Annotated in this window: 20 protein-coding genes, 1 pseudogene and 1 riboswitch; of the genes and pseudogenes, 13 read left to right on the top strand and 8 right to left on the bottom strand. The window is 71.1% G+C overall.

What is annotated here, in order from left to right:
* Positions 1-44 precede the first annotated feature (44 nt).
* From AB0C66_RS31040 to fxsT, 3 genes are read left to right on the top strand one after another with little or no spacing between them, the layout of a single operon-like run.
* Positions 45-1,535 (top strand): hypothetical protein, encoded by a 1,491-nt coding sequence (locus tag AB0C66_RS31040; RefSeq protein ID WP_362446041.1) that lies wholly within the window; start codon positions 45-47, stop codon positions 1,533-1,535.
* Positions 1,532-2,710 carry a MoxR family ATPase gene (locus AB0C66_RS31035; RefSeq protein WP_362446038.1) on the top strand — a complete coding sequence of 393 codons (1,179 nt, stop codon included), beginning with the start codon at positions 1,532-1,534 and terminating at the stop codon, positions 2,708-2,710. The genes AB0C66_RS31040 and AB0C66_RS31035 overlap by 4 nt, the downstream gene beginning before the upstream one ends.
* Positions 2,707-7,113 carry an FxSxx-COOH system tetratricopeptide repeat protein gene (gene fxsT / locus AB0C66_RS31030; protein ID WP_362446035.1) on the top strand — a complete coding sequence of 1,469 codons (4,407 nt, stop codon included), beginning with the start codon at positions 2,707-2,709 and terminating at the stop codon, positions 7,111-7,113. The genes AB0C66_RS31035 and fxsT overlap by 4 nt, the downstream gene beginning before the upstream one ends.
* A gap of 13 nt (positions 7,114-7,126) precedes the next feature.
* Here fxsT and AB0C66_RS31025 read toward each other — a convergent pair whose 3' ends face one another.
* Positions 7,127-8,869: an HEXXH motif domain-containing protein gene (locus tag AB0C66_RS31025; protein WP_362446032.1), complete on the bottom strand. Its 1,743-nt coding sequence runs from the start codon at positions 8,867-8,869 to the stop codon at positions 7,127-7,129.
* A gap of 478 nt (positions 8,870-9,347) precedes the next feature.
* Positions 9,348-9,971, bottom strand: coding sequence for a DUF4232 domain-containing protein (locus AB0C66_RS31020; RefSeq protein ID WP_362446029.1), 624 nt, complete (start codon positions 9,969-9,971; stop codon positions 9,348-9,350).
* 496 nt (positions 9,972-10,467) lie between these two features.
* Positions 10,468-10,645, top strand: a riboswitch (cyclic di-AMP (ydaO/yuaA leader).
* Positions 10,646-10,650: 5 nt separating this feature from the next.
* Between AB0C66_RS31020 and AB0C66_RS31015 the strand changes: the two genes are divergently transcribed.
* A complete protein-coding gene (locus tag AB0C66_RS31015) occupies positions 10,651-11,868 on the top strand; it encodes a transglycosylase family protein (RefSeq protein WP_362446026.1) in 1,218 nt (405 codons plus the stop codon).
* 156 nt (positions 11,869-12,024) lie between these two features.
* Here the strand turns inward: AB0C66_RS31015 and AB0C66_RS31010 are convergent, their stop codons facing one another.
* Positions 12,025-12,294 carry a DUF1876 domain-containing protein gene (locus AB0C66_RS31010; protein WP_362446023.1) on the bottom strand — a complete coding sequence of 90 codons (270 nt, stop codon included), beginning with the start codon at positions 12,292-12,294 and terminating at the stop codon, positions 12,025-12,027.
* A gap of 59 nt (positions 12,295-12,353) precedes the next feature.
* Positions 12,354-12,974: pseudogene (locus AB0C66_RS31005) on the bottom strand (phosphoribosyltransferase family protein); the annotation flags it as partial.
* A gap of 123 nt (positions 12,975-13,097) precedes the next feature.
* Between AB0C66_RS31005 and AB0C66_RS31000 the strand changes: the two are divergent.
* Together AB0C66_RS31000 and AB0C66_RS30995 are read left to right on the top strand one after the other, a co-directional pair.
* Positions 13,098-13,337, top strand: a complete 240-nt coding sequence (locus tag AB0C66_RS31000; RefSeq protein ID WP_362446020.1) for a hypothetical protein — start codon at positions 13,098-13,100, stop codon at positions 13,335-13,337.
* On the top strand, positions 13,334-14,104 hold the full coding sequence (locus tag AB0C66_RS30995; RefSeq protein ID WP_362446018.1) for a DUF72 domain-containing protein: 771 nt from the start codon (positions 13,334-13,336) through the stop codon (positions 14,102-14,104). The genes AB0C66_RS31000 and AB0C66_RS30995 overlap by 4 nt, the downstream gene beginning before the upstream one ends.
* Before the next feature lie 6 nt (positions 14,105-14,110).
* Here the strand turns inward: AB0C66_RS30995 and AB0C66_RS30990 are convergent, their stop codons facing one another.
* The 4 genes from AB0C66_RS30990 to AB0C66_RS30975 are packed head-to-tail and all read right to left on the bottom strand — an operon-like array spanning position 14,111 to position 18,425.
* Complete coding sequence (locus AB0C66_RS30990; RefSeq protein ID WP_362446015.1) at positions 14,111-14,935, bottom strand: carbohydrate ABC transporter permease; 825 nt, start codon at positions 14,933-14,935, stop codon at positions 14,111-14,113.
* The gene (locus AB0C66_RS30985) at positions 14,932-15,846 is read right to left on the bottom strand and encodes a sugar ABC transporter permease (RefSeq protein ID WP_362446012.1); all 915 of its coding nucleotides are present in this window, start codon (positions 15,844-15,846) and stop codon (positions 14,932-14,934) included. The genes AB0C66_RS30990 and AB0C66_RS30985 overlap by 4 nt, the downstream gene beginning before the upstream one ends.
* A complete protein-coding gene (locus tag AB0C66_RS30980) occupies positions 15,843-17,273 on the bottom strand; it encodes an extracellular solute-binding protein (protein ID WP_362446009.1) in 1,431 nt (476 codons plus the stop codon). The genes AB0C66_RS30985 and AB0C66_RS30980 overlap by 4 nt, the downstream gene beginning before the upstream one ends.
* A 39-nt stretch (positions 17,274-17,312) precedes the next feature.
* Positions 17,313-18,425: a PfkB family carbohydrate kinase gene (locus AB0C66_RS30975; protein WP_362446006.1), complete on the bottom strand. Its 1,113-nt coding sequence runs from the start codon at positions 18,423-18,425 to the stop codon at positions 17,313-17,315.
* Positions 18,426-18,606: 181 nt separating this feature from the next.
* Between AB0C66_RS30975 and AB0C66_RS30970 the strand changes: the two genes are divergently transcribed.
* The 7 genes from AB0C66_RS30970 (at position 18,607) to AB0C66_RS30940 (ending at position 26,018) form a co-directional block, all read left to right on the top strand.
* The gene (locus tag AB0C66_RS30970; RefSeq protein WP_362446004.1) at positions 18,607-19,368 is read left to right on the top strand and encodes a DeoR/GlpR family DNA-binding transcription regulator; all 762 of its coding nucleotides are present in this window, start codon (positions 18,607-18,609) and stop codon (positions 19,366-19,368) included.
* Positions 19,365-20,726 carry a 6-phospho-beta-glucosidase gene (locus AB0C66_RS30965; RefSeq protein ID WP_362446001.1) on the top strand — a complete coding sequence of 454 codons (1,362 nt, stop codon included), beginning with the start codon at positions 19,365-19,367 and terminating at the stop codon, positions 20,724-20,726. The genes AB0C66_RS30970 and AB0C66_RS30965 overlap by 4 nt, the downstream gene beginning before the upstream one ends.
* A gap of 279 nt (positions 20,727-21,005) precedes the next feature.
* A complete protein-coding gene (locus AB0C66_RS30960; RefSeq protein ID WP_362445998.1) occupies positions 21,006-21,767 on the top strand; it encodes a DeoR/GlpR family DNA-binding transcription regulator in 762 nt (253 codons plus the stop codon).
* Between the two features lie 76 nt (positions 21,768-21,843).
* Positions 21,844-23,199 carry a sugar ABC transporter substrate-binding protein gene (locus AB0C66_RS30955; protein WP_362445995.1) on the top strand — a complete coding sequence of 452 codons (1,356 nt, stop codon included), beginning with the start codon at positions 21,844-21,846 and terminating at the stop codon, positions 23,197-23,199.
* The gene (locus AB0C66_RS30950) at positions 23,192-24,157 is read left to right on the top strand and encodes a sugar ABC transporter permease (protein WP_362445992.1); all 966 of its coding nucleotides are present in this window, start codon (positions 23,192-23,194) and stop codon (positions 24,155-24,157) included. Before AB0C66_RS30955 ends, AB0C66_RS30950 begins: the two co-directional genes overlap by 8 nt.
* Positions 24,154-25,032: a carbohydrate ABC transporter permease gene (locus tag AB0C66_RS30945; protein WP_362445989.1), complete on the top strand. Its 879-nt coding sequence runs from the start codon at positions 24,154-24,156 to the stop codon at positions 25,030-25,032. Before AB0C66_RS30950 ends, AB0C66_RS30945 begins: the two co-directional genes overlap by 4 nt.
* Positions 25,029-26,018: a zinc-dependent alcohol dehydrogenase family protein gene (locus AB0C66_RS30940; protein WP_362445986.1), complete on the top strand. Its 990-nt coding sequence runs from the start codon at positions 25,029-25,031 to the stop codon at positions 26,016-26,018. Before AB0C66_RS30945 ends, AB0C66_RS30940 begins: the two co-directional genes overlap by 4 nt.
* Positions 26,019-26,069 lie beyond the last annotated feature (51 nt).

The following is a 26,069-nucleotide window of genomic DNA, read 5'->3' as shown; positions in this document are numbered from 1 at the left end:
CCGGCGGCGGGGACCGGTGAGACGGGCTCGGGGGAGGGCACGGCATGGCGGCCACGGGGGAAGGCGGCCTGGCGTCGGTCGGCAATCTGGTCACGGCGCTCAAGGAATTCCGCTGTCTGACGGATCCGGATTCCCGCGCGCTCTGTCTGGAACTGGTCGCCATGGAGCTGGAATCGGCCGTACCGGTGCGCAGCCACCGGGTGACCGACTACTTCCTGGTCGAACTGGCCCGGGAGTGTCTGGACGATGTGCGGGTGATGCGGGCGCTGCGCGCGTCGCTCGCGGTGATGGCCTCCGACGCGGCCGCGATGAAGCAGCTCGACGCGGTCATGGAGCAGATGACGGCCCGTCCGGCGCTGCCGGTGCCCGCCACCTCGGTGCTGCGGTCCTTGCTGGAGGAGCTGGAGATCGGACATCTGGGGCAGCTGTGCCGGGCCGCCGCGGGCCCGCTCCAGGACGTCCCTCCGGTCACCGGCCCCTGGCACGCCTTCGAGGTGCTGAGCCGGATGAACGCCCAGCCGGGCAGTCTGCCGCCGGGGCTGGCCCTGGTGGAGTATCTGGCCGTCTCGGCACAGCCGTTGCGGACGGCGGACACGCTGCGGGCGTGGGCCGATGAGCGGGCCAGGGAGCTGTCCCTGACCTCACAGCTCAGATCGCTGCGCCAGCAGGTGGGCCATGCCGCCCCGGCCGAGCCGGTGGACGCCTACCTGGTGATCCGGCTGCTGCCGCAGGAGGAGCCGGGCCGCTATGAACTCTCCTCCTGGCACCAGTACGACCCCACCGGCTGGCATCCGGCCCGCGGCCCGGTCACCCAGGTCACCGCCGCCACCGCGGAACGGGCCGTCCAGGACCTGGTGTACGCCGCGGTGGAGGAGTGGGACGACGCCCGCTGTATCCATGTGGAGTTCATGCTGGGCCCCGACGATCTGAACCTCCCGGTGCATCTGTGGCGGCAGGAGCTGGACAGCGATCTGGCCACACCGCTCTGCATGGACTTTCCCGTGGTGATACGGAGCCTGGAGCGCTGCCAGACCCGGCGCTGGCACCGGTCCTGGAAACAGCGCTGGCAGATCTTCGCCGACCAGCCCCAGCACTCCAAGCAGCTGATCATCGACGGCCCGGACCCGGACAGTCCGCGCTCGGGCGACCCCGGCGGGCTGCTGGCCCGGCTCAAGGCCGATCCGTATGTGGTCGCGCTCGTCCTGAACTCGCCCCCGGGGACCACCCCCGAAGGTACGTACGAGGCGCTCGCGGCATGGCGGGCCGGGATCCCGGTGGTGACCTGGGACCGCCGTCAGGCCCGGGCGCCCGACCTGGTCCACCGGCTCGGACAAAAACCGGCCGAGGCCAGCGGGAACCTGGCACGGCTCCGCGAAGCCGTGACAGAGTTACGTCTGGACGCCCATACGATCGACGCCGCGGAGCGGGAGCATCACCCGGGACAGCATGTGATGCTCGTCTGGGACGACCCGACCCGTCCCGTGGAGCCGGTGGGGCGGTTGACGGGGCCGGACGAGGGGGTGGGGAGCCGATGAGCGACGCGGAGTCCGCGCGACGGCGCAACGGGCGGGTCCACGGCGACCCGGGGTCCGCCGCCGCTCCCCCGCCGTCCACCGTGCCCCGTCCCTGGTGGATCTACCAGGGCACCGGCCGCCCGCTGCACGACGTCGACCTCGAAGAGATCCTTCCGCCGCCGCCTCCCTGGCGCACCTTCGGCGGGGTCTCGGCCTGCCCTCCGGACGACGGCCTCCCCGCCGCCGCGTTATCGGATCCGGACGGGGCACCGACCGAACCCCCGGCACCTCCGGAGGAAGAGCAGGACGCGGCCCGGCGGCTGGGCGCCACCCCACTCGGTCTGCGGGCCGGCGCCGAGGAGGCCGACGTCGTCAACGCGGCGCTGATCCTGCGGCGTCCGCTCCTGGTGACCGGACGCCCCGGCACCGGCAAGTCCACCCTCGCCTACCGCATCAGCCGGGAGCTGGGGCTCGGCCGGGTGCTGCGCTGGCCGATCACCACCCGCACCACCCTGCGGGCAGGGCTCTACGGCTACGACGCCGTCGGCCGGGTGCACGCCGCCGCGGCAGGACAGGCGGCGGAGGCGGACCCCCAGGAACCAGGGCCGGAGGACATCGGGGACTTCCTCCAACTCGGGCCGCTGGGCACGGCGATGCTGCCGTACCGCCTCCCGCGGGTGCTGCTCATCGACGAGTTCGACAAGAGCGATATCGATCTGCCCAACGATCTGCTCGACATCTTCGAGGCCGGCGAGTACGCCATCCCCGAGCTGGTGCGCGTCCGCCGCCGCCGGCCCGCCGTATCGGTCCTCACCGACGACCCCGGCCGCGGTACCGTCATCGCCTCGGGCCGGGTGCGCTGCCGCGCCTTCCCGGTCGTGGTCATCACCAGCAACGGGGAGCGGGAGTTCCCGCCCGCGTTCCTGCGCCGCTGTCTCCAGCTGCGGCTGCCCGATCCGGACGCCGACCGGCTCGCCGCGATCGTCGCCGCCCATCTGGGCCGGGCGGACGATCCGCGCGCCCAGGAGCTCATCCAGATGTTCCTGGAGCGCAGTGAGCTCGAAGGAGGGCTCGCCGCCGACCAGTTGCTCAACGCGGTGTATCTGGTGACGTCCCAGTCGCAGGTACCGGGCCCCGAGTGGGAGGAGCTACTGCACGCCGTCTGGCACCGGCTGGACGCAGCAGGCTCGGCATGACATACGACCCAGGCGGCGGATCCCCAGGACCCGGCCCGCGGGGCCTGGACTGGCGGCAGATCGCCGACGCCGTATGGCTGGCCGTCTGCAGGGCGGAGACCGACCACGGACCGGGCCGGACCGGTCCCGGACCCCTTCCCGAGACCCCGGAGGCGGACGCACCGCCGTCCGGTGACGGCCCGTCCGGTGAACCGCCGCCGGAGCGCGAGGCGGAGGAGGAGCGGGCGGCCGAACCCGACCCGGCCCTCTTCGCGCCCCGGCCCGCCGAACTCGCCCCGGCCGGGGACCATCCGGCCGCCGAGGCGGAACCGGCCGTCGCCACCGAGGTGGTCATCCCCTCGCCGCGGCTGTCCGTCACCGGACCGATGATCGCCGAGCGCGCCCTGTCCCGGGCGCTGCGTCCGCTCAAGCGCACCGCGCCGTCGCCGGTCGCGCTGGAGGTCGACGAGGAGGCCACCGCCGAGCGCGCGGCGCGCGAGGGACTGTGGGTGCCCGAGTGCGTACCGGTGCGGGAGCGCTGGATGGACGCGGTCCTGGTGCTGGACTGCGGGAGTTCGATGGTGGTGTGGCGGCGTACGGCGGCCCGGCTGGTCACCGTGTTGCAACGCACCGGCGCCTTCCGGGACGTACGGGTGCACCGGCTCGACAGCGACCGCGCGTTACCCGACGACGGCGAGGGCGGTACGGCCGGGTCCGGCGAGCCCCCCGGGGGCGGTTCGCCCGTGTCCGGGATGGCGCCGCGCGACAAGCGGGCGGTGCTGGTGCTCACCGACGGCATCGGCGCGGCCTGGGCCGATGAGAGCGCGCAGCGCGCCCTGGCCCGCTGGTCGCGCCGCGCCTCGGTGGCCGTCCTGCACGTACTGCGCCAGGGGCGCTGGGCGCACACCGGGGTGGCACCGGAGCGGGTGCGGGTGCGGGTTCCCTGGCCGGGCGCCCCCAACGCCGCCTGGCGCCCGGCCGACGGCGGCCGCTGGCCGGGAGGCGCGCCACCCGTACCGGTCCTGGAGCTGGACGCGCGGTGGATGGCCGGCTGGGCCCAGCTGGTGGCCCGGCCCTCGGCGAAGGGACAGGAGACGCTGGCCCTGCTGCCCGGGGCACCGGCCGAGCGCTTCGAGCGCGAGCCGGAACCGAGCGCGCTGGACCGGGTCTTCCGGTTCCGTGGGTCGGCCTCGCCCAGCGCCTTCCGGCTGGCGTCCCGGCTGGCGGCGGCCCCGTTGAACATCCCGGTGATGGAGTTCGTACAGGGCATCCACCAGCCGGAGGGCAGCCCCGGCGATCTGGCGGAGATCCTGCTGGGCGGGCTGCTGCGCAAGGTGGCGGCGGGCGATCCGCTGGACGAGACGGGGATCGGCTACGAATTCCACAGCGGGGTGCGGGAGCTGCTGCTGTCGGCGGGGATGCGGGACGAGTCGCTGTATATCCTGCGCAGTGTGCTGGACCGGCTGGGAAAGCGCTGGAAGCCGCTGCATCTGCTGCGCGATCTGCTCAACCACCCTTCGGAGCCGGTGCGGGACCTGCCCACCAGCGAGCGGCTGCTGCCGTACCTGAGGCTCCAGGAGCAGGTCTACCAGGCGCTGTCGGGGCCGTATCTCGAAGGTGCGCGCTCCTTTCGCGCTCTTGTCCTCGCCCATCAGACGGTAGCCCCTACGGGCGAACGGCCCCCGGAACCCGTTGATGAAGATTCCCCCAGGGGAAAAAATGTGGTCCCCGAAGCGGCTGAGGCGGTTGCCGTGACTGACGCCCTCACTCCCCGATCCACCGCGCGTTCCGACGCCGACGATCCATCCGACCCGCCGGCGCACCGCGCGCCGGGCCCGGCGGGAGAGCACCTGAGAGGAAGTTTCGTGTCCGTGACCGCTGCCCGGTCCCTGCCCGACGTGGAGGAGCGCCGTGCCGGGGATCCCCCGTCCATCTGGGGCAATGTGCCGCCCCGGAACAACAACTTCACCGGACGGCAGACGCTGCTCGACATGCTCCATGAGCGGCTGCGCAGCGAGGGCACGGCGGCCGTGCTGCCGGAGGCCCTGCATGGACTCGGCGGGGTCGGCAAATCCCAGATCGCCCTGGAGTACGTCCATCAGCACGCCGCCGACTATGACGCGGTGTGGTGGATCCCGGCCGAGCGCACCGAGCAGATCCGCCAGGCGCTGGTGCAGCTCGCCGAGCGGCTCGGCCTCCAGGCGGGTATGGAGGCCAACACGGCCGTACCGACCGTGCTGGACGCGCTGCGCACCGGGCGGCCCTGCCGCAACTGGCTGCTGGTCTTCGACAACGCGGAGGAGCTGGAGACGGTCCGCCCGTTCTTCCCGGCGGGCGGCCCCGGCCGCATCCTCGTCACCTCGCGGAACGCCCAGTGGTCACGGGCCGCCCGCACGGTGGAGGTGGATGTCTTCGAGCGCGAGGAGAGCATCGAGCTGCTGCTGCGCCGGGGGCCCGAACTGCCGCGCGATCAGGCGGACCGGGTGGCGGACGCGCTCGGGGACCTGCCGCTGGCCATCGAGCAGGCGGCGGCCTGGCTGACCGAGACGGGCATGCCGGTCGATGAGTATCTCCAGGTGTTCGAGGACGAGCGGTCCGATGTCTCCACCCGCCGCAGCGAACTGCTCGCGGCGGGCGTACCGGTCGACTACCCCGAACCGGTCGCCGCCGCCTGGAACATGTCGCTGCGCAGGCTGGCCGAGACCCATCCCGGGGCGCTCCAACTGCTCCAGATGTGCTCCTTCTTCGCCCCCGAGCCGATCTCCCGGCGGCTGTTCTCCGGGGTCCGGGGGGTCTCGCTCTCCCCCGAACTGTCGGAGGTGCTCCAGGACCCCATCAAACTGGGTCATGCCATCCGGGAGATCAACCGCTACGCCCTGATCAAAATCAATCACCGCAGTAACACCATCGAAATGCACCGGCTGGTGCAGGCGGTGCTGATCGGCCAGATGTCCCCGCAGCAGCAGGCGGATATGAAGCACAGCGCCCATGTGCTGCTCGCCTATGGGGACCCCAATGACGTGGCGCCGCCCAACTGGGGCCGGTACGCCGATCTGCTGTCGCATGTCCGGGCCTCCCGGGCGATGGAGTGCGACGACAAGTGGGTGCGGCAGATGGTGCGCAACCTCGTCCGCTTCCTCTATGTCTGGGGAGACCACGAGGGCGCGCTCGAACTGGGCAGCCAGGTGCGGGAGAAGTGGGTCGAGTCCCTCGGCGAGGACAGCCCCGAGTCGCTGGCGGTGTCCCGGACCCTGGGCCATGTCCTCACCGTGCTGGGCCACTTCGAGCGGGCCCGGCAGATGAACAGCCGTACGCTGGAGCTCCAGCGCGCCACCGAGGGCGATGACCACGAGAACACCCTCGTCACCCTGGGCGCGGTGGCCAGCGACGCGCGTTTCCAGGGCGAGTTCGGGCGCTCGCTGGAGCTGGAGCGGGACCGCTGGAGCAGGACCCGGAGGCTGTTCGGCGAGGAGGACCCGTACACCATCGCCGCGGCGAACGACTACGCCCTGGGGCTGCGGACGGCCGGTGACTACGCACGCGCCCGGGAGGTGGACGAGAGCGCCCACGGCATCGCCCAGGTCATCCTCGGCGAGGACAGTCTGCTGACCATCCTGCTGGAGACCAACGTCACCATCGATGTCCGCGAATGCGGTGACTACATGGCCTCCCGCGGCATGCTGGAGCAGACCTGCGCGCGGATCCGCAGGGTGCTGCCGCAGAACGCCCCGATCGGGGTGTACGCCCTGCGCAACCTCGCCGTGGCGCGCCGCAAGGCGGGCGACCACGAGGGCGCCCTGGAGATCAGCCAGGAGGTCCTGGAGCGCTATCAACTCCGGTACACCGAGCCCAATCTCAACATCACCACCACCTCGCTCAACCTGTCGATGGACCTTCGGCAGACGGCCGATCTCGACGGCGCCCGTGAACTCGGCCGGAAGTGTCTGGAGGACATGCGGGCAGCCCTGGGGCCGCGTCATCCGGTTGCCCTGAGCGCGGCGCTCGACCTGGCCATCACCCTGCGGCTGCTGGGTGAGACGGAGGAGGCGCTCCGGATGAACAAGGAGACGCTGCCGCTGCTGGTCGAGCGGCTGGCGGCGGGCCACCCGGTCTCCCTGGCCTGTGCGATCAACCTGGCCAGCGATCACTTCACACTGGGGGACTACGAGGAGGCCCGGCGGCTGGACACCGACACCCTGGCGGCGTGCCGGTCACAGCTGGGCGAGGACCACCCCACCACCCTGGCCTGCGCGCTCAATCTGTCCGGCGATCTGCGGGCGCTGGGCGAGGGCAGATCGGCCGAGGAGCTCCATCAGGACGCGCTCACCCGGATGCGGCGGGTGCTCACCGCCAGCCATCCGGCCACGGTGGCGGCGGCCCGGGGCATCCGCGCGGACTGCGATGTGGAGGCCATGGCCTTCTGAGCCGCGCGGCGAGTCATCCGGTATGGGTACCGATCCACTCCGCGAGGGCGAGCGGATCGGTGCCGGGGCCGGGCTGCGCCGTCCCCGTGTCACGTAACTCCCGGTGGACGGCGAGCACCAGCTCGGGGCGGCTCAACAGCGCCTTCCGCGCGGTGCCGTCCGGGACGCTGAGCGCGAGCCCCGCCCATGCGAAGAGATCGTCCGGAGACTTCTCCAGCCGGGCCCGGTAGCCGTCGAGCGCGGCCTCGGGGCGGTCCGCGACCCAGTCCAGATCGGCCCCGTCGGGGGTGCTGCCGTCGGGAAGCGTGGCGCCCCCGTCCTCGTGGAGCCGGGCGAACGCGACCGGATCGCCGAGCCGGTGGCGGACGAGCGCGGGGCGCGGCGGGGTCTCGGTGGGGGCCGCCCGGACCGAGGTCATGGGCAGGGCCCGCGGCGGGAGGGTGCCGAGCCGCCGGGCCCGGGCCCATTCGGCGGTCCGTGCGCGATCGGGCCGGAGGTGGCGCAGCCGGTAGACGAGTTCGGCGTCGAGCAGTACCTCGTCCGCCCATCGCCGCGGCAGCGGCGGTACGGGTTCGGCCAGCCATCCGGCGAGCCGTGCGTCGGCGAGCCGAAGGAACCTTTCGCCGAGGGGGGTGAGCCGGGCGTGCGCGAGGAGCGTACGCAGCCCCCGGGCGGTCTGCGCACGGCGCAGGGCGAACTCGAACGCGGCGGTGTCCCGGGCCGGTCCGGCGTCGGCGCGATGCCACCGGTCCTGCCAGAACCCGGTGACGCCCAGGAAGGCGTACACACCGTGGAAGAGCCCGCGCAGCGGTCTGGGGTCCAGCCGCCAGGGCGCGTAGTGGACCTCCTCAAGACCCCCTTCGATCAAGGGCACCAGATCCATCAGGGCGCTGAGCTTGATGTGCTGGGCTTCGTGCACCAGCGACGCGGCCAGGGCGAGCGGATCCGACGGCCGGCCGAGCAGAACGCATCCATGCGCTTCCGGGGACGAGGCGCTAAACAGGTCGGGGTGGGCGGTGTACTCCACCGGGACCAGCGATCCCAGGCATGCGGCGATCCCGCCCGGGTCCACCTGAGCCTGTTGGGCGACCAGCCGCCAGGCGCCGTCGAAACACGTCCGCCAGTGGTGCCACTCGTCGTCGCCGAGTCTTCGCGGCGGGGTGATGCGGAGGAAATTGCGATAGGGGTCGACATCGTCGAGAAAGGGGGCGCTCATATGCCCGTGGTGTTCGCCGTGCAATCGCCGGAGGCCATACCAGCCCGGCGCATTCCCGGCGCGGTCGAATGGCAGCGGGACCGTATGCGGTCCGGCGGTGAGCGCGGTCTCCCCGTGCGGGGTACGGAAGACCTCGGCGGTTTCCGCCGTCCGGTCCGGAAGGCGGACGAATCCGAGGGCGGGCAGCATCACCCCGCCCTCGCGCACCGCCACCGCGATACGGAAGTCGATCCCCGCGAGAAGTGCGGCCGAGGCCGCCATGGCGTACAGATAACCGGTTTCGGTCCACAGCGGCGTGGTCACCGCTTCCCGGCCACGCAGCCTGCGCAGACAGCGGTTGAGCCAGGCACCCGCCTGGGGGTGCAGCAGTATGCGCTCCACGGCGGCCGGGGCCGCTCGCTCCGCCCGGATGAGGAGCCGCCACGGCTCCCGGACCTCGGGGAGCGGGCCCGGTAACGCGGGGTGGTCGGAGGCGATGCCGACCAGGGCGCGCAGCAGGAGCATGGTCCGGCTGCGCTGCCCGGATCGCAGCTCGGCCACCGACGACGCATCACCCGAACCCCGTCCCAACGCGGTGAAGCACCGCTCCGAAAGGCGGTGAAAGGAACGCTCAGCCGTCATGGCCACCTTGTTCCGGGAAGCGAGGGATGCGGCACTATTCCGGGATTCCTTCGCTTACACAATTCTGTCCGGAAGTGGCGGCGGTCACGAAGGTCGGCGGAAATTGGACCGTGTCGAGCAGCCGCTGGGTCACCGAAGAGAGCCCGTCGCCCCGGTCAAGGTCTTCGAGGGTCGCTCCCGAAAGGTCCAGCAACTCCGTCTCGACCCCGGTCGCGGCTCGCTCCATGACACCGTCCCCCTCCGGACGCTACACACCGGCTCACGTGAGGCACCCCTCATGGTGACCTACCCATTTTGATTGCGAAAGGGTGAACACAGCCAGTCGGCGCCTGGCTTGTCAAGATTTTCGGACACCTCTACGCGAGGTGACATCGGTCCGGCATGCCGCTGTCAGATGTCAGGTGCCCGCTCCGGAACGGACCGCTTCGACATCGAAGACCCCTCCGCAGACACGGAAGGAGTGCGCTGCGGTCTTCATGGCGCGGAAGGAGTCCGGCGGATAGGCCAGGATGCTCGTGGCGGACTTCCGGCACGGGGTGTCGGTCACGCCCTCGTTGAGGGTGTGCAGAACGGCGGACGCGCTGCCGCCCGGAGGCAGCGGGACGGTGGAGTGCGAGGGGCCGCGCCGGGTGGCGGGGGCGCCTATCCGGGTGCCGTCGGCGTCGAGCAGGGACACCCCCGGGAAACCGGTGAGAGTGCAGGCCGCGGTCGAGGTGTTGGTGAGGACCAGCGGCAGATACACATTGCCCGCGGCCACGTCCTTGCGGCCCACCGTCAGCTTCAGCCGCTCGGTGGAGCAGATGCCACGTACGGACGGGGCGAGGGCCGCGGACGGGGCGAGGGCCGCGTCCGCGGCGCGGGCGGCGTCCGGGCCGCCGGAGCGCGTCCAGGCCCCCTCCCCCGGGTCGGTGCCGCAGCCGGTGGCCGTGGCCAGCGCGCCGACGAGAAGCGCGGATAAGACCAGCGGCCGGGAGCGGGCCGGTGCCGTACGCCGTGCTGTCGTGCCGTGCCGTTGCCCCATGGTGAGCGACCTCCCCAGGTCAGCCAGGTGAGCGGGGCACCGGCCGCGAGGGCGGGTGCCCCGATGCTTCCCGTCCATCCCCCTTGGCTCACCCTTCCCCGCTTTGCCGCCCTTATGTCACCCGGTGCATTGGCCGCATTCCGCTAGCAATGACACATACAGCACAGCACGCCATTATCGGTCGAATCCAAAATTAGTGATGCAGGTCACAGAGAATGACGCCAACTGATCGATTTCCAGGCCGAGATCATCGAGCGGCAGTGGATTCCTTTGCGCCGTAACGTTTCTGACGGGCAATGAGCAGCAAGCACTCTCGCTCTCCGGAGGAGACCCGGCGCGCAGAGTGACACCGGACGAGCGGCCCGGAGCCCGGCGCCTTGATCAAGATCCCGAGACCTTGTCGTAATCAAAACGATGCGCTTACTGTGCGGCTCTCGTCGCATTCCATGCGGCGGGCCTCCTCCGCCGGAGCGCCGAGTCCTGCCGTCGGCCGAGGGGTGACACGACGACCTGTCACGGCAGGAGCGGGGGAACCAGGTAGGCGCCGTACCGCGTGGACCGCGCGATACGGCTTGGGGTGAAGACGCACCACGGGACCATGGCCCCGTACGTGTGCGGCCGGGCAACTCCAGCCCGAACCCGACAGCTCACCTCGCAGGCGTAGGAGAGGAAGAGCTCAATGGCTGCACGCGGACGTCACCGCCGGCCTAAGCCTCGTCGCGTCTCCCGCGCCCACCTCGCGATCACCGCGGGCGGCGCCGGAGTGGCACTGCCGCTCATCGGCGTCGGCCAGGCAAGCGCCGCCTCCGTCGACACCTGGGACAAGGTGGCGGAGTGCGAGTCCGGCAACGACTGGAGCATCAACACCGGCAACGGCTACTACGGCGGTCTCCAGTTCTCCCAGAGCACCTGGCAGGGGTACGGCGGCGGTTCCTACGCCGCCCGCGCCGACCTGGCCACCAAGGGGGAGCAGATAAAGGTCGCCGAGAAGGTGCTCGCGAGCCAGGGCCCCACCGCCTGGCCCGTCTGCTCGGTGAAGGCCGGGCTGACCCGTGGCGGACCCGCCCCGGACGTCTCGACCGGCTCCGGCGGCTCAGGTGCGCAGACCCCGAAGGCGACGCCCGAGCCCACACCGAAGGCCACCCCCGAGGCGGCCCCGAAGTCCACTCCCCGGAAGTCCGCTCCCAAGGCCAGCACCAAGGCCGTTCCGCAGTCGGACTCGTACACCGTGGCCGGGGGTGACACCCTGTCCCGGATCGCCGGTGCCGAGCATGTCGACGGCGGATGGGAGGCGCTCTACGACGCCAACCGCCGGACCGTCGGCGACGATCCGAATCTGATCCTTCCCGGCCAGCGGCTCACCCTCGACACCCAGGGCGGAGAGCACCGGGCCGCGCAGGCCAAACCCCAGCCGCAGCAGAAGCAGCAGTCCCCGCAGAAGCAGCGCACCGACGCCAAGAAGGCGACCGGTTCCGACTCCGCCGCCCGTTCCTCCTTCACCACGCCGGTCGCCAGCACCCAGCTGGGCACCGCCTACGGGGTGGCCGGCAGCAGCTGGTCGAGCGGCCACCACACCGGCGCCGACTTCCCCGTACCCGTGGGCACCACGGTGCGTGCGGTGGGCCCGGCCGAGGTGGTCGCGGCGGGCTGGGGCGGGTCGTACGGCTACCAGGTCGTGCTGCGCCACTCCGACGGGATGTACAGCCAGTACGCGCATATGTCGGCGCTGTCCGTCCAGGTCGGCCAGGCGGTCAAGGGCGGCCAGCAGATAGGCAGCTCCGGTTCGACCGGCAACAGCACGGGACCGCATGTGCACTTCGAGGTGCGCACCGGTCCCGACTACGGCTCGGACGTCAATCCGCTGAGCTATCTGCGTGCCAAGGGCGTCTCCATCTGAGCGGGGCCCCGCCCCTGATGGCCCGAGAAACCGAAGTGGCTGCCCGGACGGCACCCCGTCCGGGCAGCCCCGCGCGTCCGCACGGCACCCTCATGCCGCGGCGGACGCCTCCGCTCCCCGCGGTCCTCGTCGCGGCGTTTCCCGTCGCGACCCGGCCTACATCGTCAGATGTGCCTTGGTGTGGGTGAGTTCCTCGATGTCTCCGCCCGCCTTGCCGATCAGCCGGTGGGCGAGGTTGCTCAGTGCCCTCGCCGCCGCGATCTCCTCGCCGACCCTCGGCTGTGCCGGGTCGTCGGGGTTGCGGCTGGCGCGGCCCTGGGCCAGCATCTCCGTGCCGTCGTGCATTCTCAGCCTGACCACCGCTTCGGTCAGGGGGCCGACCTCACGGAATTCCATCTGTATGTCGCATCCCACGATCGTCTCCATCGCGATCACCTCCTGCCTCACCTTCCAGGATGCGCCTCCCCCGGCTCTCCGGTCGACCCGGACAGCAACTCCACCACCTCGGCGTCCCCGGTCTGGGAGAAGTCCTGGTACCACTCCCCGACCGCCGAGAACTCTGGCGGCGAGGACAGACACACCACCTCGTCCGCGTCCTCGCGCAGCGCCACCACCGCGTCCGGCGGCGCGACCGGCACGGCCAGGACGACCCGGGCCGCCCCCTGGGCGCGCGCGACCCGGCACGCGGCACGGGCGGTGGCGCCGGTCGCGATCCCGTCGTCCGCGATGATCACCGTTCGGCCCTCGACCGGGACGCGCGGCCGTCCCCGGCGGAACCGCCGCGCCTGCCGGACCAGCTCCGCCTGCTCGGTCCGCTCGACCTCCCGGAGGTCCTCCTCGTCGGCCCGGCTCATCCGCACGATCGCCTGGTGCACCACCCGCACCCCGCCCTCGCCGATGGCGCCGAAGCCCAGCTCCCGGTGGTAGGGGACGCCGAGCTTACGGACGATGATCACGTCCAGCGGGGCCCGCAGGGTGCGGGCGACCTCGAAGGCCACCGGCACCCCGCCCCGGGGCAGCCCCAGGACCACGGGCTTCTCCTCGCGCAGCGGCCGCAGCGCCTCGGCGAGGCGCCGTCCGGCGTCCACGCGGTCGGTGAAGATCATCGCTCACCCCCGGCACACGGGCTCTCCTTCGAATCAAGCGGACAATGCCCCGCGCCGCAAACGGGCGGACCGGACCGGGACCGGATCCGCGCGCCGCCGCCGTACCGGAGGCACCCTGGAGACATGAGGAACACGACGCATCCGGTCGACTCCGGGTACCCCGTCTTCGTCGAACCCTTCGACGAGGACAGCCGCTACCGGCGGGTGCGGCTGCGGGGCCTCGGCTGTGAACCTCTCGAACGGGAGGAATTCGAGCCGACGGTCCGCAGGGCCTTCCCGGACATCGACTTCGGCGACCCCGAGCAGGTCCACTGGGCCGACCGGCCCGGACAGTGGCCGGCCTGGCACCCGGGCGAGGCATGACCGTCCTGGTCGGCACCTCGGGCTGGCAGTACAAGGACTGGCGGGGCGATCTCTATCCGGCCGACTGCCCGCAGCGGCTGTGGCTGGAGGAGTACGCCCGCGCCTTCGCCACGGTGGAGAGCAACAACGCCTTCTACCGGCTGCCCGGCCACGACCAGTTCGCCACCTGGCGGGAGCGCACCCCCGACGGTTTTGTGATGGCGCTCAAGGCCAGCCGCTACCTGACCCACATCAAGCGGCTGCGCGACCCCCAGGAGCCGGTGGAGCGGCTGATGGCGCACGCCCGGGGCCTCGGCGACCGGCTCGGCCCCGTACTGCTCCAGCTGCCGCCCACCCTGCGCGCCGATCCCGCGCTGCTGGACACCTGTCTGCGCTGCTTCCCCGCCGGGACCCGGGTGGCGGTCGAACCGCGCCACACCTCCTGGTGGACCGATGAGGTGCGCGGGGTACTGGAGCGGCGCGGCGCGGCACTGTGCTGGGCGGACGCCGGATCGCGCCCGGCCGCCCCGCTGTGGCGCACCGCCGGGTGGGGCTATCTGCGCTTCCACGGGGGCCGCGCCCATCCGGCCCCGCACTACGGCGCCCAGGCGCTGGCCACCTGGGCGCGGCGGGTGGACGAGACCTGGCCGGGCGGCGCCGAGGTGTACGCGTTCTTCAACAACGACACCGGCGGGGCGGCGGTGCACGACGCCGTCGCGTTCGCCCGGTCGCTGTCCCGGCTGGGCCGGGAGGTCAGCCGTACGCCCGCCCGGCTGCCGGTGGGATAGCCGGGCTCACTCCTTGACGGCGCCGCCGAGCATCCCCTCGATGAAGCGGCGCTGGAGCGCCACATAGACGACGACCACCGGCAGGGCGATGAGCACCGAGGCGGCCGCCAGCAGGGCCGCGTCGGAGCTGTGCTGGCCCTGGAAGAAGGCGAGCCCCAGTGGCACGGTGCGGTGGGCCTCGTCGCTGACCATCACCAGTGCCATCAGGAACTCGTTCCAGGTCCACATGAAGGTGATGACCACCATGGTGGAGATCGCGGGGCGGCCCATGGGCACCAGTACCCGCCACAGGGTGGTCCAGGTGTCCGCGCCGTCGATCCGGGCCGCCTCGATCACGGCCCGGGCGCTGCCCCGGAAGTAGGTGCGCATCCAGAACACACCGAAGGCCAGGGACTGCGCGGTCTGCGGCAGGATCAACGCCCAGTAGGTGTCGGTGAGTCCGGCCCAGCGCAGATCGAAGTAGAGCGGGACGACCAGGGCCTCCTGGGGCAGGGTGAGCCCGACGACGAAGAGGTAGAACAGCACGGTGGAGCCGGGGAAGCGCATCACGCCGAAGGCGTACGCGGCCAGCACGGCCAGCACCGTCGTGGCCGCCACCACCACAGCGGTGACCAGGACCGAGTTGCCGAGGTAGGTGCCGAAGTGGCCACGGCTCCAGGCGTCGGTGAAGTTGCTCCAGTGCAGTCCGTCGTCGGGCAGCGAGAACCCGGTGTCCAGGGAGTCCTGCGCACCGAAGGCGGTGGACAGGATGCCGATCACCGGGGTGAGCGCGATGACGGCGAACAGGGTCAGGATGCCGTAGGTGACGCCGCGTTCCAGTCGTGTGGTCATGACCGCCGCCCTTCGACGAGCCGGGAGACCGTGACGGTCAGGACGAAGATCAGCACGGTGAGGGCCACCCCGACGGCGGCGGCCGAGCCGACCTGGTTGGTCTCGAAGGCCCGGTGGTAGACCTCGTAGGCGGGTACGGAGGTGGCGTTCCCCGGGCCGCCGCTGGTGGTGATGTAGATCAGGTCGAAGTTGCGCAGCCCCGCGATGATGGTCAGGGTCAGCGCCACCGCGATCTGCGGCCGGAGACCGGGCAGGGTCACGCTGAGGAACTCCCGCACCGGCCCGGCACCGTCCATCCGCGCCGCCTCGTACAGTTCGCGCGGGATCCGCTGGGCCCCGGCGAGGAAGAGGATCATGCACAGCCCGGTGCCGACCCAGGTGCCGACCACACCGACGGCGGGCAGCGCCCAGGTGTAGTCGCCGAGCCAGGGGCGGGCCAGCGAGCCGAGGCCGACCGCCCGGAGGGTGTCGTTGAGCAGCCCGTCCGGGGCGAGGATGGAACGCCAGGCCACGCCGACCACGATCAGCGCCAGCACCTGGGGCAGGAACAGCACGGTGCGGAAGAAGGTCATCCCGCGCACCCGGACCCGGGACATCACCGCGGCCAGCAGCAGTCCGATGGCCACCGGCAGCGCCGAGTAGAAGAGGAGCAGCAGCAGCGCGTGGGCGAACGGGGCGCGCAGTGCGGGATCGCCGAACAGATCGCGGTAGTTGTCGAACCCGGCCGGGGCGGCGACGCCCAGCCCGTCCCAGTGCACGAAGGACAGCCACACCGACTGGCCGAAGGGGTAGAGCAGGAAGACGGCGTACACCACGAGGGCGGGCAGGATGTAGAGATAGCCGATGGCGCGCGGTTCACCGGGCGCCCGCCGCCGGTAACCACTCCTCGGTGTGGTGCCGGGGGCCTTCATTTGGTGCCCGCCGGGTCCGGCTCGGCCGCGTGGCGTTCCCGCTGTTTCGCCAGGAAGGTGCCGTAGTCCTCCTGGAGTGTGGTGGCCAGCTTCCCGGGTGAGGTCTTGCCGCTGACGACGCCCTGGAGGGCGGCCGAGAGGGTGTCGTAGAAGGTGGGCGTGGAGTAGTCCAGGTACGGCACGAGGCCGTCGGCGGCGCTGAGCCGCTTCCAGCCGTCGATCATCTGGCCGTCGACGGTGTCCGGCGCCACGTCGGCGGCGGCCTTGCCGGGTACGGCGGGCAGCACCCCGTGGCGGGTCATGACGTCGGCCGCGTGGGCGTCGGTGATGAAGTCCAGGTAGGCGGCGGCCACTTCGGGGTGGCGGGAGCGGGAGGTGATGGACCAGGCGAGGCCCTGGCCACCGGTGGTGACGGGGTCGCCGCCGGCCTTCGCGGGCGGTGGTGGCATCAGACCCAGTGTGTCGCCCATGGTCTTCTTCAGATCGGCCAGCTGCCAGGTGCCGGTGAGCAGATAGGCGCCGTCGCCGGAGGCGAACTTCTTGGCCGCGTCGTCGTAGCCGAGGCCGTTGGCGCCCTTGGGCAGATAGCCGCGGTCCATCCAGTCGGTGAGGGTGGCCGCGGCGTCCTTGGTGGCGGCGTTGTCGAAGCCGCCGCCGCGGCCGAGGACGGTGTCCCGGGTGCCGCTGGCGTCGAACTGGTCCTGGAGCACACCGAAGGTGTGGATGGCCGGGTACTTGTCCAGGTTGCCGAACTGGACCGGCAGTTCACCGCGGTCCTTGAGGGTCGCCAGGCCGTCGGTGAAGTCCCGCCAGGTCTTCGGAGGCTCGAGTCCCGCCTTCTTCAGCAGGTCCTTGTTGTAGTAGAGCCCGATGTACTCACCGGTCTGGGAGATGCCGTACAGCCGGCCGGTGCCGAAGTCGGTGCCGTCGGCGGAGACCCGGTTGAGGTTGAGCAGGGTGGTGGGGTAGCGGGTGTTCCAGTCGTAGATCCCGGCGTAGTTGTCGAGCGGCGAGAGCAGTCCGGCCCGGACGAAGGAGACCATGTCGGGATAGCCCTGGTTGGCCTGGATGACATCCGGCGGGTTGTTGCCGGACACGGCCAGTTTGAGCGTGGTCTTCAGATCGGTGAAGCTGCGCGCCACCCGCTTGATCCGCACATTGGGGTACTTCCGCTCGAACTCCTCGTTGAGTTGCGTCAGTTCGCCGTTGGTGCCGCCGCGGATCTCCTGGTCCCAGACGGTCAGCGTGACCTTCCCGGCCTTCGCCGGATCCGGTACGGCGGTGGCCGCGCCGGTGCCGGGACCGGCGGCCCCCGAGCCGTCGGTGCCGGGCACACAGCCCGCGGCGAGCAGGACGAGGGCGGCGGTGAGCACGGCGGGCGCGGCTCCGGTGTGCCGTCGGCGCGCCCCGGTACCGGGGATTCCCATGGAGATCTCCTTCAGGCGGTGAGCAGGACCCGCGGGGTGTCAGGCGCCCCGGAAGCCGATGGTGGGCAGGGCCCTCAGCCGTGGCCAGTCGCGCACTCCGGGCGGTATCAGCCCGGAGAGGAACCCGTAGCGGTGGGCCAGTTCACGGGCGGCCGCGGAGCCGCCGCGGGCCGAGCGCTCGGCGCGGTTCCACCACGCGGCCACCTCCGGCCAGCCGGGTGCGGCCAGGGAGCCGCCGAAGTGCTGGACGGAGAGGGCGGCGGTGAGGTTGGCGAAGGCGAGCCGGTCGGTGAGCGGCCATCCGGCGAGTGTTCCGGTCATGAATCCGGCCACGAACACGTCTCCGGCGCCGGTGGGGTCGAGCGCGTCCACGGCGAGCCCGGGCACCTCGGCGCTCTCGCCGGTGACCGAGTCGACGGCCACGGCGCCCTCGGGGCCCTTGGTGACCACGGCGATGGGCACCCGTTCGGCCAGCGCGCGCACCGCCCGCCCGGGGCTGTCGGTGCCGGTGTAGCGCTGGGCCTCGGTGGCGTTGGGCAGGAAGGCGTGGGCATGGGGCAGATCGGGGAGGGCGGCGAGGTCCCAGCGCCCGCTGTCGTCCCAGCCGACATCGGCGAAGATCTCGCTGCCCTGGGCGTGCGCCTGGCCCACCCACTCCTGAGGCCGTCCCGGTTCGAAGGAGGCCACGCAGGCGCGGGTGCGGGGCGGGGCGCCGGGCACCGCGGGCGGCGGGGCCGGATGCTCATGGGTGACCATGGTGCGTTCGCCCTCGTACGCCATGGAGACGGTGACCGGGGAGTGCCAGCCGGGGACGCGGCGGGAGGGGCTCAGATCGACGCCCTCGCCGTTCTCCAGGCTCTCCCAGCAGTAGTCGCCGTAGACATCGGTGCCGAAGGCCGCGGCCAGGGTGGTGTGCAGGCCGAGCCGGGCCAGTGCGGTGGCCATATTGGCGATGCCACCGGGGCTCGAGCCCATCCCGCGCGCCCAGCTCTCGGTGCCGCGCACCGGGGCGTGGTCGAGCCCGGTGAGGATGATGTCCAGGAACACGGTGCCGGTCAGATAGACGTCGTGCACGGGGTCCCCGGGGGCGCGCAGCGGCGCGAGCGGATCGATCGGGTGGATCGGATCGGGTGTTCGGGCCGTGGAGCTCACCAACGCGCCTTTCTCTGGGTCGGGGGGCGGGAGAGCCGGGAGGACGAGTGCGGGTCTCCGGGGGGCGGAGGCGGAACGGAGGGTGTCCCGGGTGTGAGCGACACCCTGCACCTGCCCGACGACGAATGCAAGAGGTCGGTCACACTCGCGCAAACTCGCTCATGTGGAGTAGGTTGCCCCCATGCTGCGAGAGACCCGCCACGAGAAGCTGCTGAGCATCCTCGGCGAGCAGGGCGTGCTCCCCATCGGGGAGATCGCCTCGCGTCTGGACATCAGCGAGGCCACCGCCCGCCGGGACATCACCGAGCTGGGCCGGGCCGGGCGGCTCACCCGGGTCTACGGCGGCGCGGTGGCCGCACCCACCCCGGACGAGGAGCGCCCGTTCAGCGAGGTGGAGGTCGACGACCTGGCCGAGAAGCAGGCGGTCGCCCGCCGGGCCGCGGAGCTGGTCGCGGACGGCGATGTGGTGCTGCTGGACATCGGCACCACCACCCTCCAGCTCGCCAAGCGGCTGCGGGGACGGCCGGTCACCATCGTCACCAGCAACCTCGCCGTCTACGACGAACTGCGCGACGACCCGCACATCACACTGATCCTGCTCGGCGGTCAGGTGCGCGCCAACTACCGGTCCGTGGTGGGCTTCCTCACCGAGTCCAATATCCGGCAGCTGCATGTGGGCCGGCTCTTCCTCGGCGCGAGCGGGGTGCTGCCGGACGGCAGTGTGCTGGACAGCACCCATGTGGAGGTGCCGGTGAAGCGCGCCATGCTCGAGGCCACCCGCGAGGTGGTGCTGCTGGTCACCACCGGCAAGTTTCCCGGCGAGACCGGTCTCGCCCGGATCTGCGGGCCCCGCCAGATCGACACCCTGATCACCAACACAACATCCGATCCGGCCACGCTCGCCGTGTTCCGCGAGGCCGATGTGGAGGTACTGACCGTATGAGGCTGACTGTGCTGGGCGGCGGCGGTTTCCGTATGCCCCTGGTGTACCGGGCACTGCTGGACGACACCGGGGACGCGGCCGGGCGCTGCACCGAGCTGGTGCTGTACGACACCGACCGGACGCGGCTCGACGCCATCGGCGCGGTCCTGGCCGAGCAGGCGGCGGGCCGTACCACCGCCCCCGCCGTACGGGCCACCACCGACCTCGACGAGGCGCTGCGCGGCGCCGACTTCGTGTTCTCCGCGATCCGCGTCGGCGGCCTTCAGGGGCGTGCGCACGATGAGCGGATCCCGCTCGCCGAGGGGGTGCTCGGCCAGGAGACCGTCGGGGCGGGCGGGGTGCTCTACGGGCTGCGTACGCTGCCGGTGGCCGTCCGGATCGCCGAGCGGATCGCGGCCGTGGCCCCGGACGCCTGGGTCATCAACTTCACCAACCCCGCGGGCATGGTCACCGAGGCGATGCAGCGGGTGCTGGGCGACCGGGTGATCGGGATCTGTGACTCACCGGTGGGGCTGTGCCGCCGGGCCGCGCGGGCGCTGGGCGCCGACCCGGACCGGGCCTCCTACGACTACGTCGGGCTCAACCACCTCGGGTGGCTGCGCCGGGTGGTGGTGGACGGCCGCGACCGGATGCCCGAACTCCTCGCGGACCCCGGCCTGTTGGAGTCCTTCGAGGAGGGCAAGCTGTTCGGCGCCGACTGGTTGCGCGCGCTGGGCGCCCTGCCCAATGAGTATCTGCACTACTACTACTTCAACCGCGAGGCGGTGGCCTCGATCCGGCAGGCCCCGGCCACCCGCGGGGAGTTCCTCCGGGAGCAGCAGGCCCGTTTCTACGCGTCGGCGGCGGACGGGGGCGCCGGGGCGCTGGAGACATGGGAGCGGACCCGGCTGGAGCGTGAGGCCACGTATATGGCGGAGAGCCGGGAGGCCACCGGCGGCTGGCAGCGTGACACCTGCGATCTGGACGGCGGCGGCTACGACCGGATCGCGCTGGCCCTCATGCGCGCCATCGCCCGTAACGAGCGCACCACGCTGATCCTCAACGTCCGCAACCGCACCGCGGTACCGGGTCTGGACGCGGACGCCGTGGTGGAGGTGCCGTGTCTGGTGGACGCGGGCGGCGCACGTCCGCTGGCGGCCGGGGCGGTGGCCCCGGACCAGCTCGGGCTGATGCTCTCGCTGAAGGCGGTGGAGCGCTCGACCATCGAGGCGGCGACCGGAGCGGGTGCCCGTGCGGGCAGCGCCCGCGGCGCCGCGCTGCGGGCCCTCGCCCTCCATCCGCTGGTGGACTCGGTCTCCGTGGCGGCCCGGATCCTCGACACCTCGGGGGCGCTCGGCCACGAGGTGCCCCGCTCCTGACACATGTCCGAACGGGCACCGATCCCTCGTCGGCCACGCCCGGTCGGGCCCCGGCCGATGCCCTCCGACCGGTGAACGGGCACCAAGCGGGCCCACCGGGCGGCGGATCAGGCAGCCACGATCCGCACACTTCGCCTCTTCACACCGACTGACCTGCTGAGATAACGTTCAAGAAACGGGCACATACGGTCACGATCTCTTCGGCGTCACCACTGGCCACGTGATGACGGGCTTGTAAAACTTCCACGCAAGCCAAAGAACGACGCAGGGAGATGCGCAATGGACGCGGAGGAACGCCGTCGGGAGATCCTCGACACGGCCCGCCGCGCCGGTGTCGTCGACGTCGGCAAACTCGCCGCGGACCTCGGTGTCTCCAAGGAGACCGTGCGCCGCGACCTGCGGGTGCTGGAGGAACACGGTCTGGTGCGCCGCACCCACGGCGGCGCCTATCCCGTGGAGAGCGCGGGGTTCGAGACCACCCTTGCCTTCCGCACCACCATGCACGTCCCGGAGAAGCAGCGGATCGCGGAGGCCGCGGCCGCGCTTCTGGGCGACGCCGAAACCGTCTTCGTGGACGAGGGGTTCACCCCGCAACTGATCGCGGAGGCCCTGCCCCGGGACCGCCCGCTCACCGTGCTGACCGCCTCCCTCACCACCGCCGGTGGCCTCGCCGGGCGGGAGAACACCACGGTGCTGCTGCTCGGCGGCCGGGTGCGCGGCGGCACCATGGCCACGGTCGACCACTGGGCGACCCATATGCTCGCCGGATTCGTCATCGACCTGGCCTTCATCGGCGCCAACGGCATCTCCCGGCAGTACGGCCTCACCACCCCCGATCCGGCGGTCAGCGAGGTCAAGGCGCAGGTGGTCCGGGTCTCCCGGCGGAAGGTGTTCTCCGGGGTGCACACCAAGTTCGGCGCCGTCAGCTTCTGCCGGTTCGCGGAGGTGTCCGACTTCGAGGCGATCGTGACCGACACCGGGCTGCCCCTGACCGAGGCACACCGCTACTCCCTGCTGGGTCCACAGATCATCCGCGCCTGACGCCGCGTCACCGCCGCGGCACGGCACCGCTGTTACTCCCCGCCGACTCCCCCACGTCCCTTCGATTGGACCTGTCATGCCCGTCCTGACTCTTCGTGCTGCCCGGATACCACTGGTGGCCCTGACCGCGGGAGCGCTCCTCGCCGGGTGCGCCGGTATGGGGGGCGGTGGCTCCGGCGGCAAGACCATCAATGTGCTGATGGTCAACAACCCCCAGATGATGGAGTTGCAGAAGCTCACCGCGAAACACTTCACCAAGGAAACCGGCATCAAGGTGAACTTCACGGTGCTGCCGGAGAACGACGTCCGCGACAAGATCAGTCAGGACTTCGCCAATCAGGCCGGTCAGTACGACGTGGCCACCATCAGCAACTTCGAGGTCCCGTTCTACGCCGAGAACGACTGGCTGCTGCCGCTGGACAAGCGGGTGGCACACGACCGGACCTTCGACCAGAAGGACGTCCTCCCCCCGATGCGCCAGTCGCTGACCGCCGAGGACGGACGGCTGTACGCCGAGCCGTTCTACGGTGAGTCGTCGTTCCTGATGTACCGCAAGGACGTGTTCGCCGAGAAGAACCTCACCATGCCCAAGCGGCCCACCTGGCGGCAGGTGGCGAAGCTGGCGGCCAAGGCCGACGGCGCCCGCGACGGGATGAAGGGCATCTGTCTGCGCGGACTGCCCGGCTGGGGCGAGCTGATGGCGCCGCTCACCACGGTCGCCAACACCTTCGGTGGCACCTGGTTCACCAAGGACTGGAAGGCGCGGCTCACCTCCCCCGAGTTCACCGAGGCCACCAAGTTCTACGTCGACCTGGTGCGTGAGCACGGTGAGGCGGGCGCCGCCCAGTCCGGGTTCGCCGAATGCCTCAACAACCTCACCCAGGGCAAGAGCGCCATGTGGTACGACGCCACCTCGGCCGCCGGATCGCTGGAGGCCGCCGGCTCCCCCGTCAAGGGCAAGATCGGCTACGTCCAGGCACCGGTGGAGAAGACCAAGAGCTCCGGCTGGCTCTACACCTGGGCCTGGGGAATCCAGAAGGCGTCCCGCACCCCCGACAACGCCTGGAAGTTCGTCCGCTGGGCGTCCAGCAAGCAGTACGAGTCCCTGGTGGGCAAGACCTTCGGCTGGGCCAACGTCCCGGCGGGCAAACGGGCGTCCACCTACGCCAACCCCGACTACCGCAAGGCCGCCGGAACCTTCTCGGAGGTCACCCGCGAGGCCATCACCAGCGCCCGGCCACGTGACCCGGGTGTGCAGCCGCGGCCCACCATCGGCATCCAGTTCGTCGACATCCCCGAGTTCTCCGACCTCGGCACCAAGGTCGCGCAGGAGATCAGTGCCGCGATCGCCGGTAAGCAGTCCGTCGACGAGGCGCTGGAGAAGTCGCAGAAGCTGGCCGAGAAGGTCGGCGAGGAGTACCGAGATGAGTAATCCCACGACTGCCGCCCCCGTGCGCGGCCCGCGCCCACCGGCCGTGGCCACCGATCCGCGGCCCACCCCCAAGGTGTCCCGCAACCGCGCCCGCGAGTGGGCCACCCGGGCGCCGCTGATGCCCGCGCTGATCTTCCTGATCGTGGTCACCCAGCTGCCGTTCGTGGCCACGCTGGTGATCTCGTTCTTCGACTGGAACGCGTTCCGGCCCAACCGCCGCGAGTTCACCGGTCTGGACAACTACCGGACGGTGGCCAGCGACGAGGCGCTGCGCGAGTCCATCATGACCACCGTGCTGCTGACCGCCACCGTGGTGATCGTCAGCGTGGTGCTGGGGCTGATGCTGGCGCTGCTGCTGGACCGGAAGTTCCGTGGCCGCGGGCTGGTGCGCACCATGCTCATCGCGCCGTTCCTGCTGGTCCCGGTGGCCTCCGCACTGCTGTGGAAGCATGCCCTCTACAACCCTGAGTACGGGCTGTTCAACGGGGTACTCCACTGGCTGGGCGGACCCCAGCCGGAATGGATCTCCGATATGCCTCTGGTGGCCGTGGAGATGTCCCTGGTGTGGCAGTGGACACCCTTTATGATGCTGATCCTGCTGGCCGGACTACAGAGCCGACCGCTGGACATGATCGAGGCGGCCCGGCTGGACGGCGCGGGCAGCTGGCAGATCTTCCGCTATCTCACCCTGCCGCATCTGCGCCGCTACCTGGAGCTGGGCACCCTGCTGGGGTCGATCTACATCGTGCAGAACTTCGACGCGGTGTTCACCCTGACCCGTGGCGGTCTGGACACCGCCAACCTCCCGTACACCATCTATGAGACCTTCTACAACGCCCACGAGTACGGGCTGGCATCCGCGGCGGGCGTGCTGGTGGTGATCGGCACGATCGTCATCGCCACCTTCGCGCTGCGTGTGGTGTCGTCCCTGTTCCGTGAGGAGGCGTCCCGCGCATGACCACGTCGACCGCACCGGCGGCCATCACCGCCGTTCCCCCGATCGCCCGCCGGGCCAGGCGCCGCGGTGCCGCGCTCGGACTGCTGGCCTGGTTCACCGGGATCGTGTTCGTCCTGCCGGTGCTCTGGATGGTGCTGACCTCCTTCCACTCCGAGTCGGACGCCGCCACCAATCCGCCGTCGGTGGCCGCCTCGCTCACCCTGGACGGCTACCGCGAGTTCTTCGGGGCGGGCGGCGGGGCGAGCCCCTGGCCGCCACTGCTCAACTCGCTGGGCGCGAGCGTGTTCTCCACCGTCTTCGTCCTGGTGCTGGCGCTTCCGGCGGCGTACGCGCTGTCCATCCGGCGGGTGCGCAAGTGGACGGATGTGATGTTCTTCTTCCTGTCCACGAAGATGCTGCCGGTCGTCGCCGGTCTGCTCCCGGTGTTCCTGTTCGCGAAAGACACCGGCTTCCTGGACAACATCTGGCTGCTGGTCATCCTCTACACCTCGATGAATCTGCCGATCGCGGTGTGGATGATGCAGTCCTTCCTGGCCGACATCCCGGTGTCCGTGATCGAGGCGGCACAGATGGACGGGGCACGGCTGCCCACCGTCCTGGTGCGGGTGATCGCCCCGATCGCCGGTCCCGGTATCGCCGCCACCTCGCTGATCTGCTTCATCTTCAGCTGGAACGAGATGCTCTTCGCCCAGGTGCTGACCGGTGTGGTCGCCCAGACCGCCCCGGCGTTCCTGACCACCTTCGTCACCAGCCAGGGGCTCTTCCTCGCCCAGGTGTGCGCCGCGTCGGTCGTGATTTCCCTGCCGGTGCTGGCCGCCGGTTTCGCCGCCCAGGACAAGCTGGTCCAGGGCCTGTCCCTAGGAGCCGTCAAATGAGGGCCGCCGTCATCGAAGCTCCCGGAAAGGTCACCGTCGAGACCGTTCCGGACCCCACGCCGGGACCCCGCGAGGTGGTGGTCGACGTGGCGGCGTGCGGTCTGTGCGGCACCGATCTGCACATCCTCCAGGGCGAGTTCGCCCCCACGCTGCCGATCGTCCCCGGCCATGAGTTCGCCGGCCAGGTGGTGGGCGTCGGCAGCGGCGTCACCGAGCTGGCGGTGGGCGACCGGGTCGCGGTGGATCCTTCCCTGCACTGTCATGAGTGCCGCTACTGCCGGATCGGCCGGGGCAATCTGTGCGACAACTGGAACGCCATCGGGGTCAGTGTCCCCGGCGGCGCCGCCGAGTTCGCCGTCGCGCCGGTGGCCAACTGCGTGAAGCTGCCGGACCATGTGGACACGGCCGACGCGGCCCTCATCGAACCGCTGTCCTGCGCGGTGCGCGGCTATGACGTGCTGCACGGCAACCTGGGTGCGGAGGTGCTGATCTACGGCTCGGGCACCATGGGTCTGATGATGCTGGAGCTGGCCAAGCGGACCGGCGCCACCAGTGTGGACATGGTGGACATCAACCCCGAACGGCTGGCCACCGCGGGCACCCTGGGCTGTTCCCGGTCCGCCGGTTCGCCGGACGAGCTGGAGCAGCCGCGCGGCTGGGACGTGGTCATCGACGCGACCGGCAACCAGGCCGCCATCCAGGACGGCCTGGGCCGTGTCGCCAAGGCCGGAACCTTTCTCCAGTTCGGTGTCGCCGACTACGCGACCCGGGCCACCATCGAGCCGTACAAGATCTACAACCAGGAGATCACCATCACCGGTTCGATGGCCGTGCTGCACAGCTACGAGCGGGCCGCCGGGCTGTTCGCCTCGGGCGTCCTGGACCCGGAGATCTTCATCAGCCACCGGCTGCCGCTCGAGGCCTACCCCGCCGCGCTGGACCAGTTCCAGTCCGGCAAGGGCCGCAAGATCGTGGTGGTGCCGTAGCACGCTCCGGCACATCCGGCACACGAGTGGGGAGGGCGGTTCGCCCTCCCC

The sequence above is a fragment of the Streptomyces sp. NPDC048636 genome (genome assembly GCF_040650655.1).
Taxonomy (GTDB): Bacteria; Actinomycetota; Actinomycetes; order Streptomycetales; family Streptomycetaceae; genus Streptomyces.
Note: the sequence above shows the minus strand (reverse complement) of the source record. Positions and strands in the feature narration are given on the sequence as shown.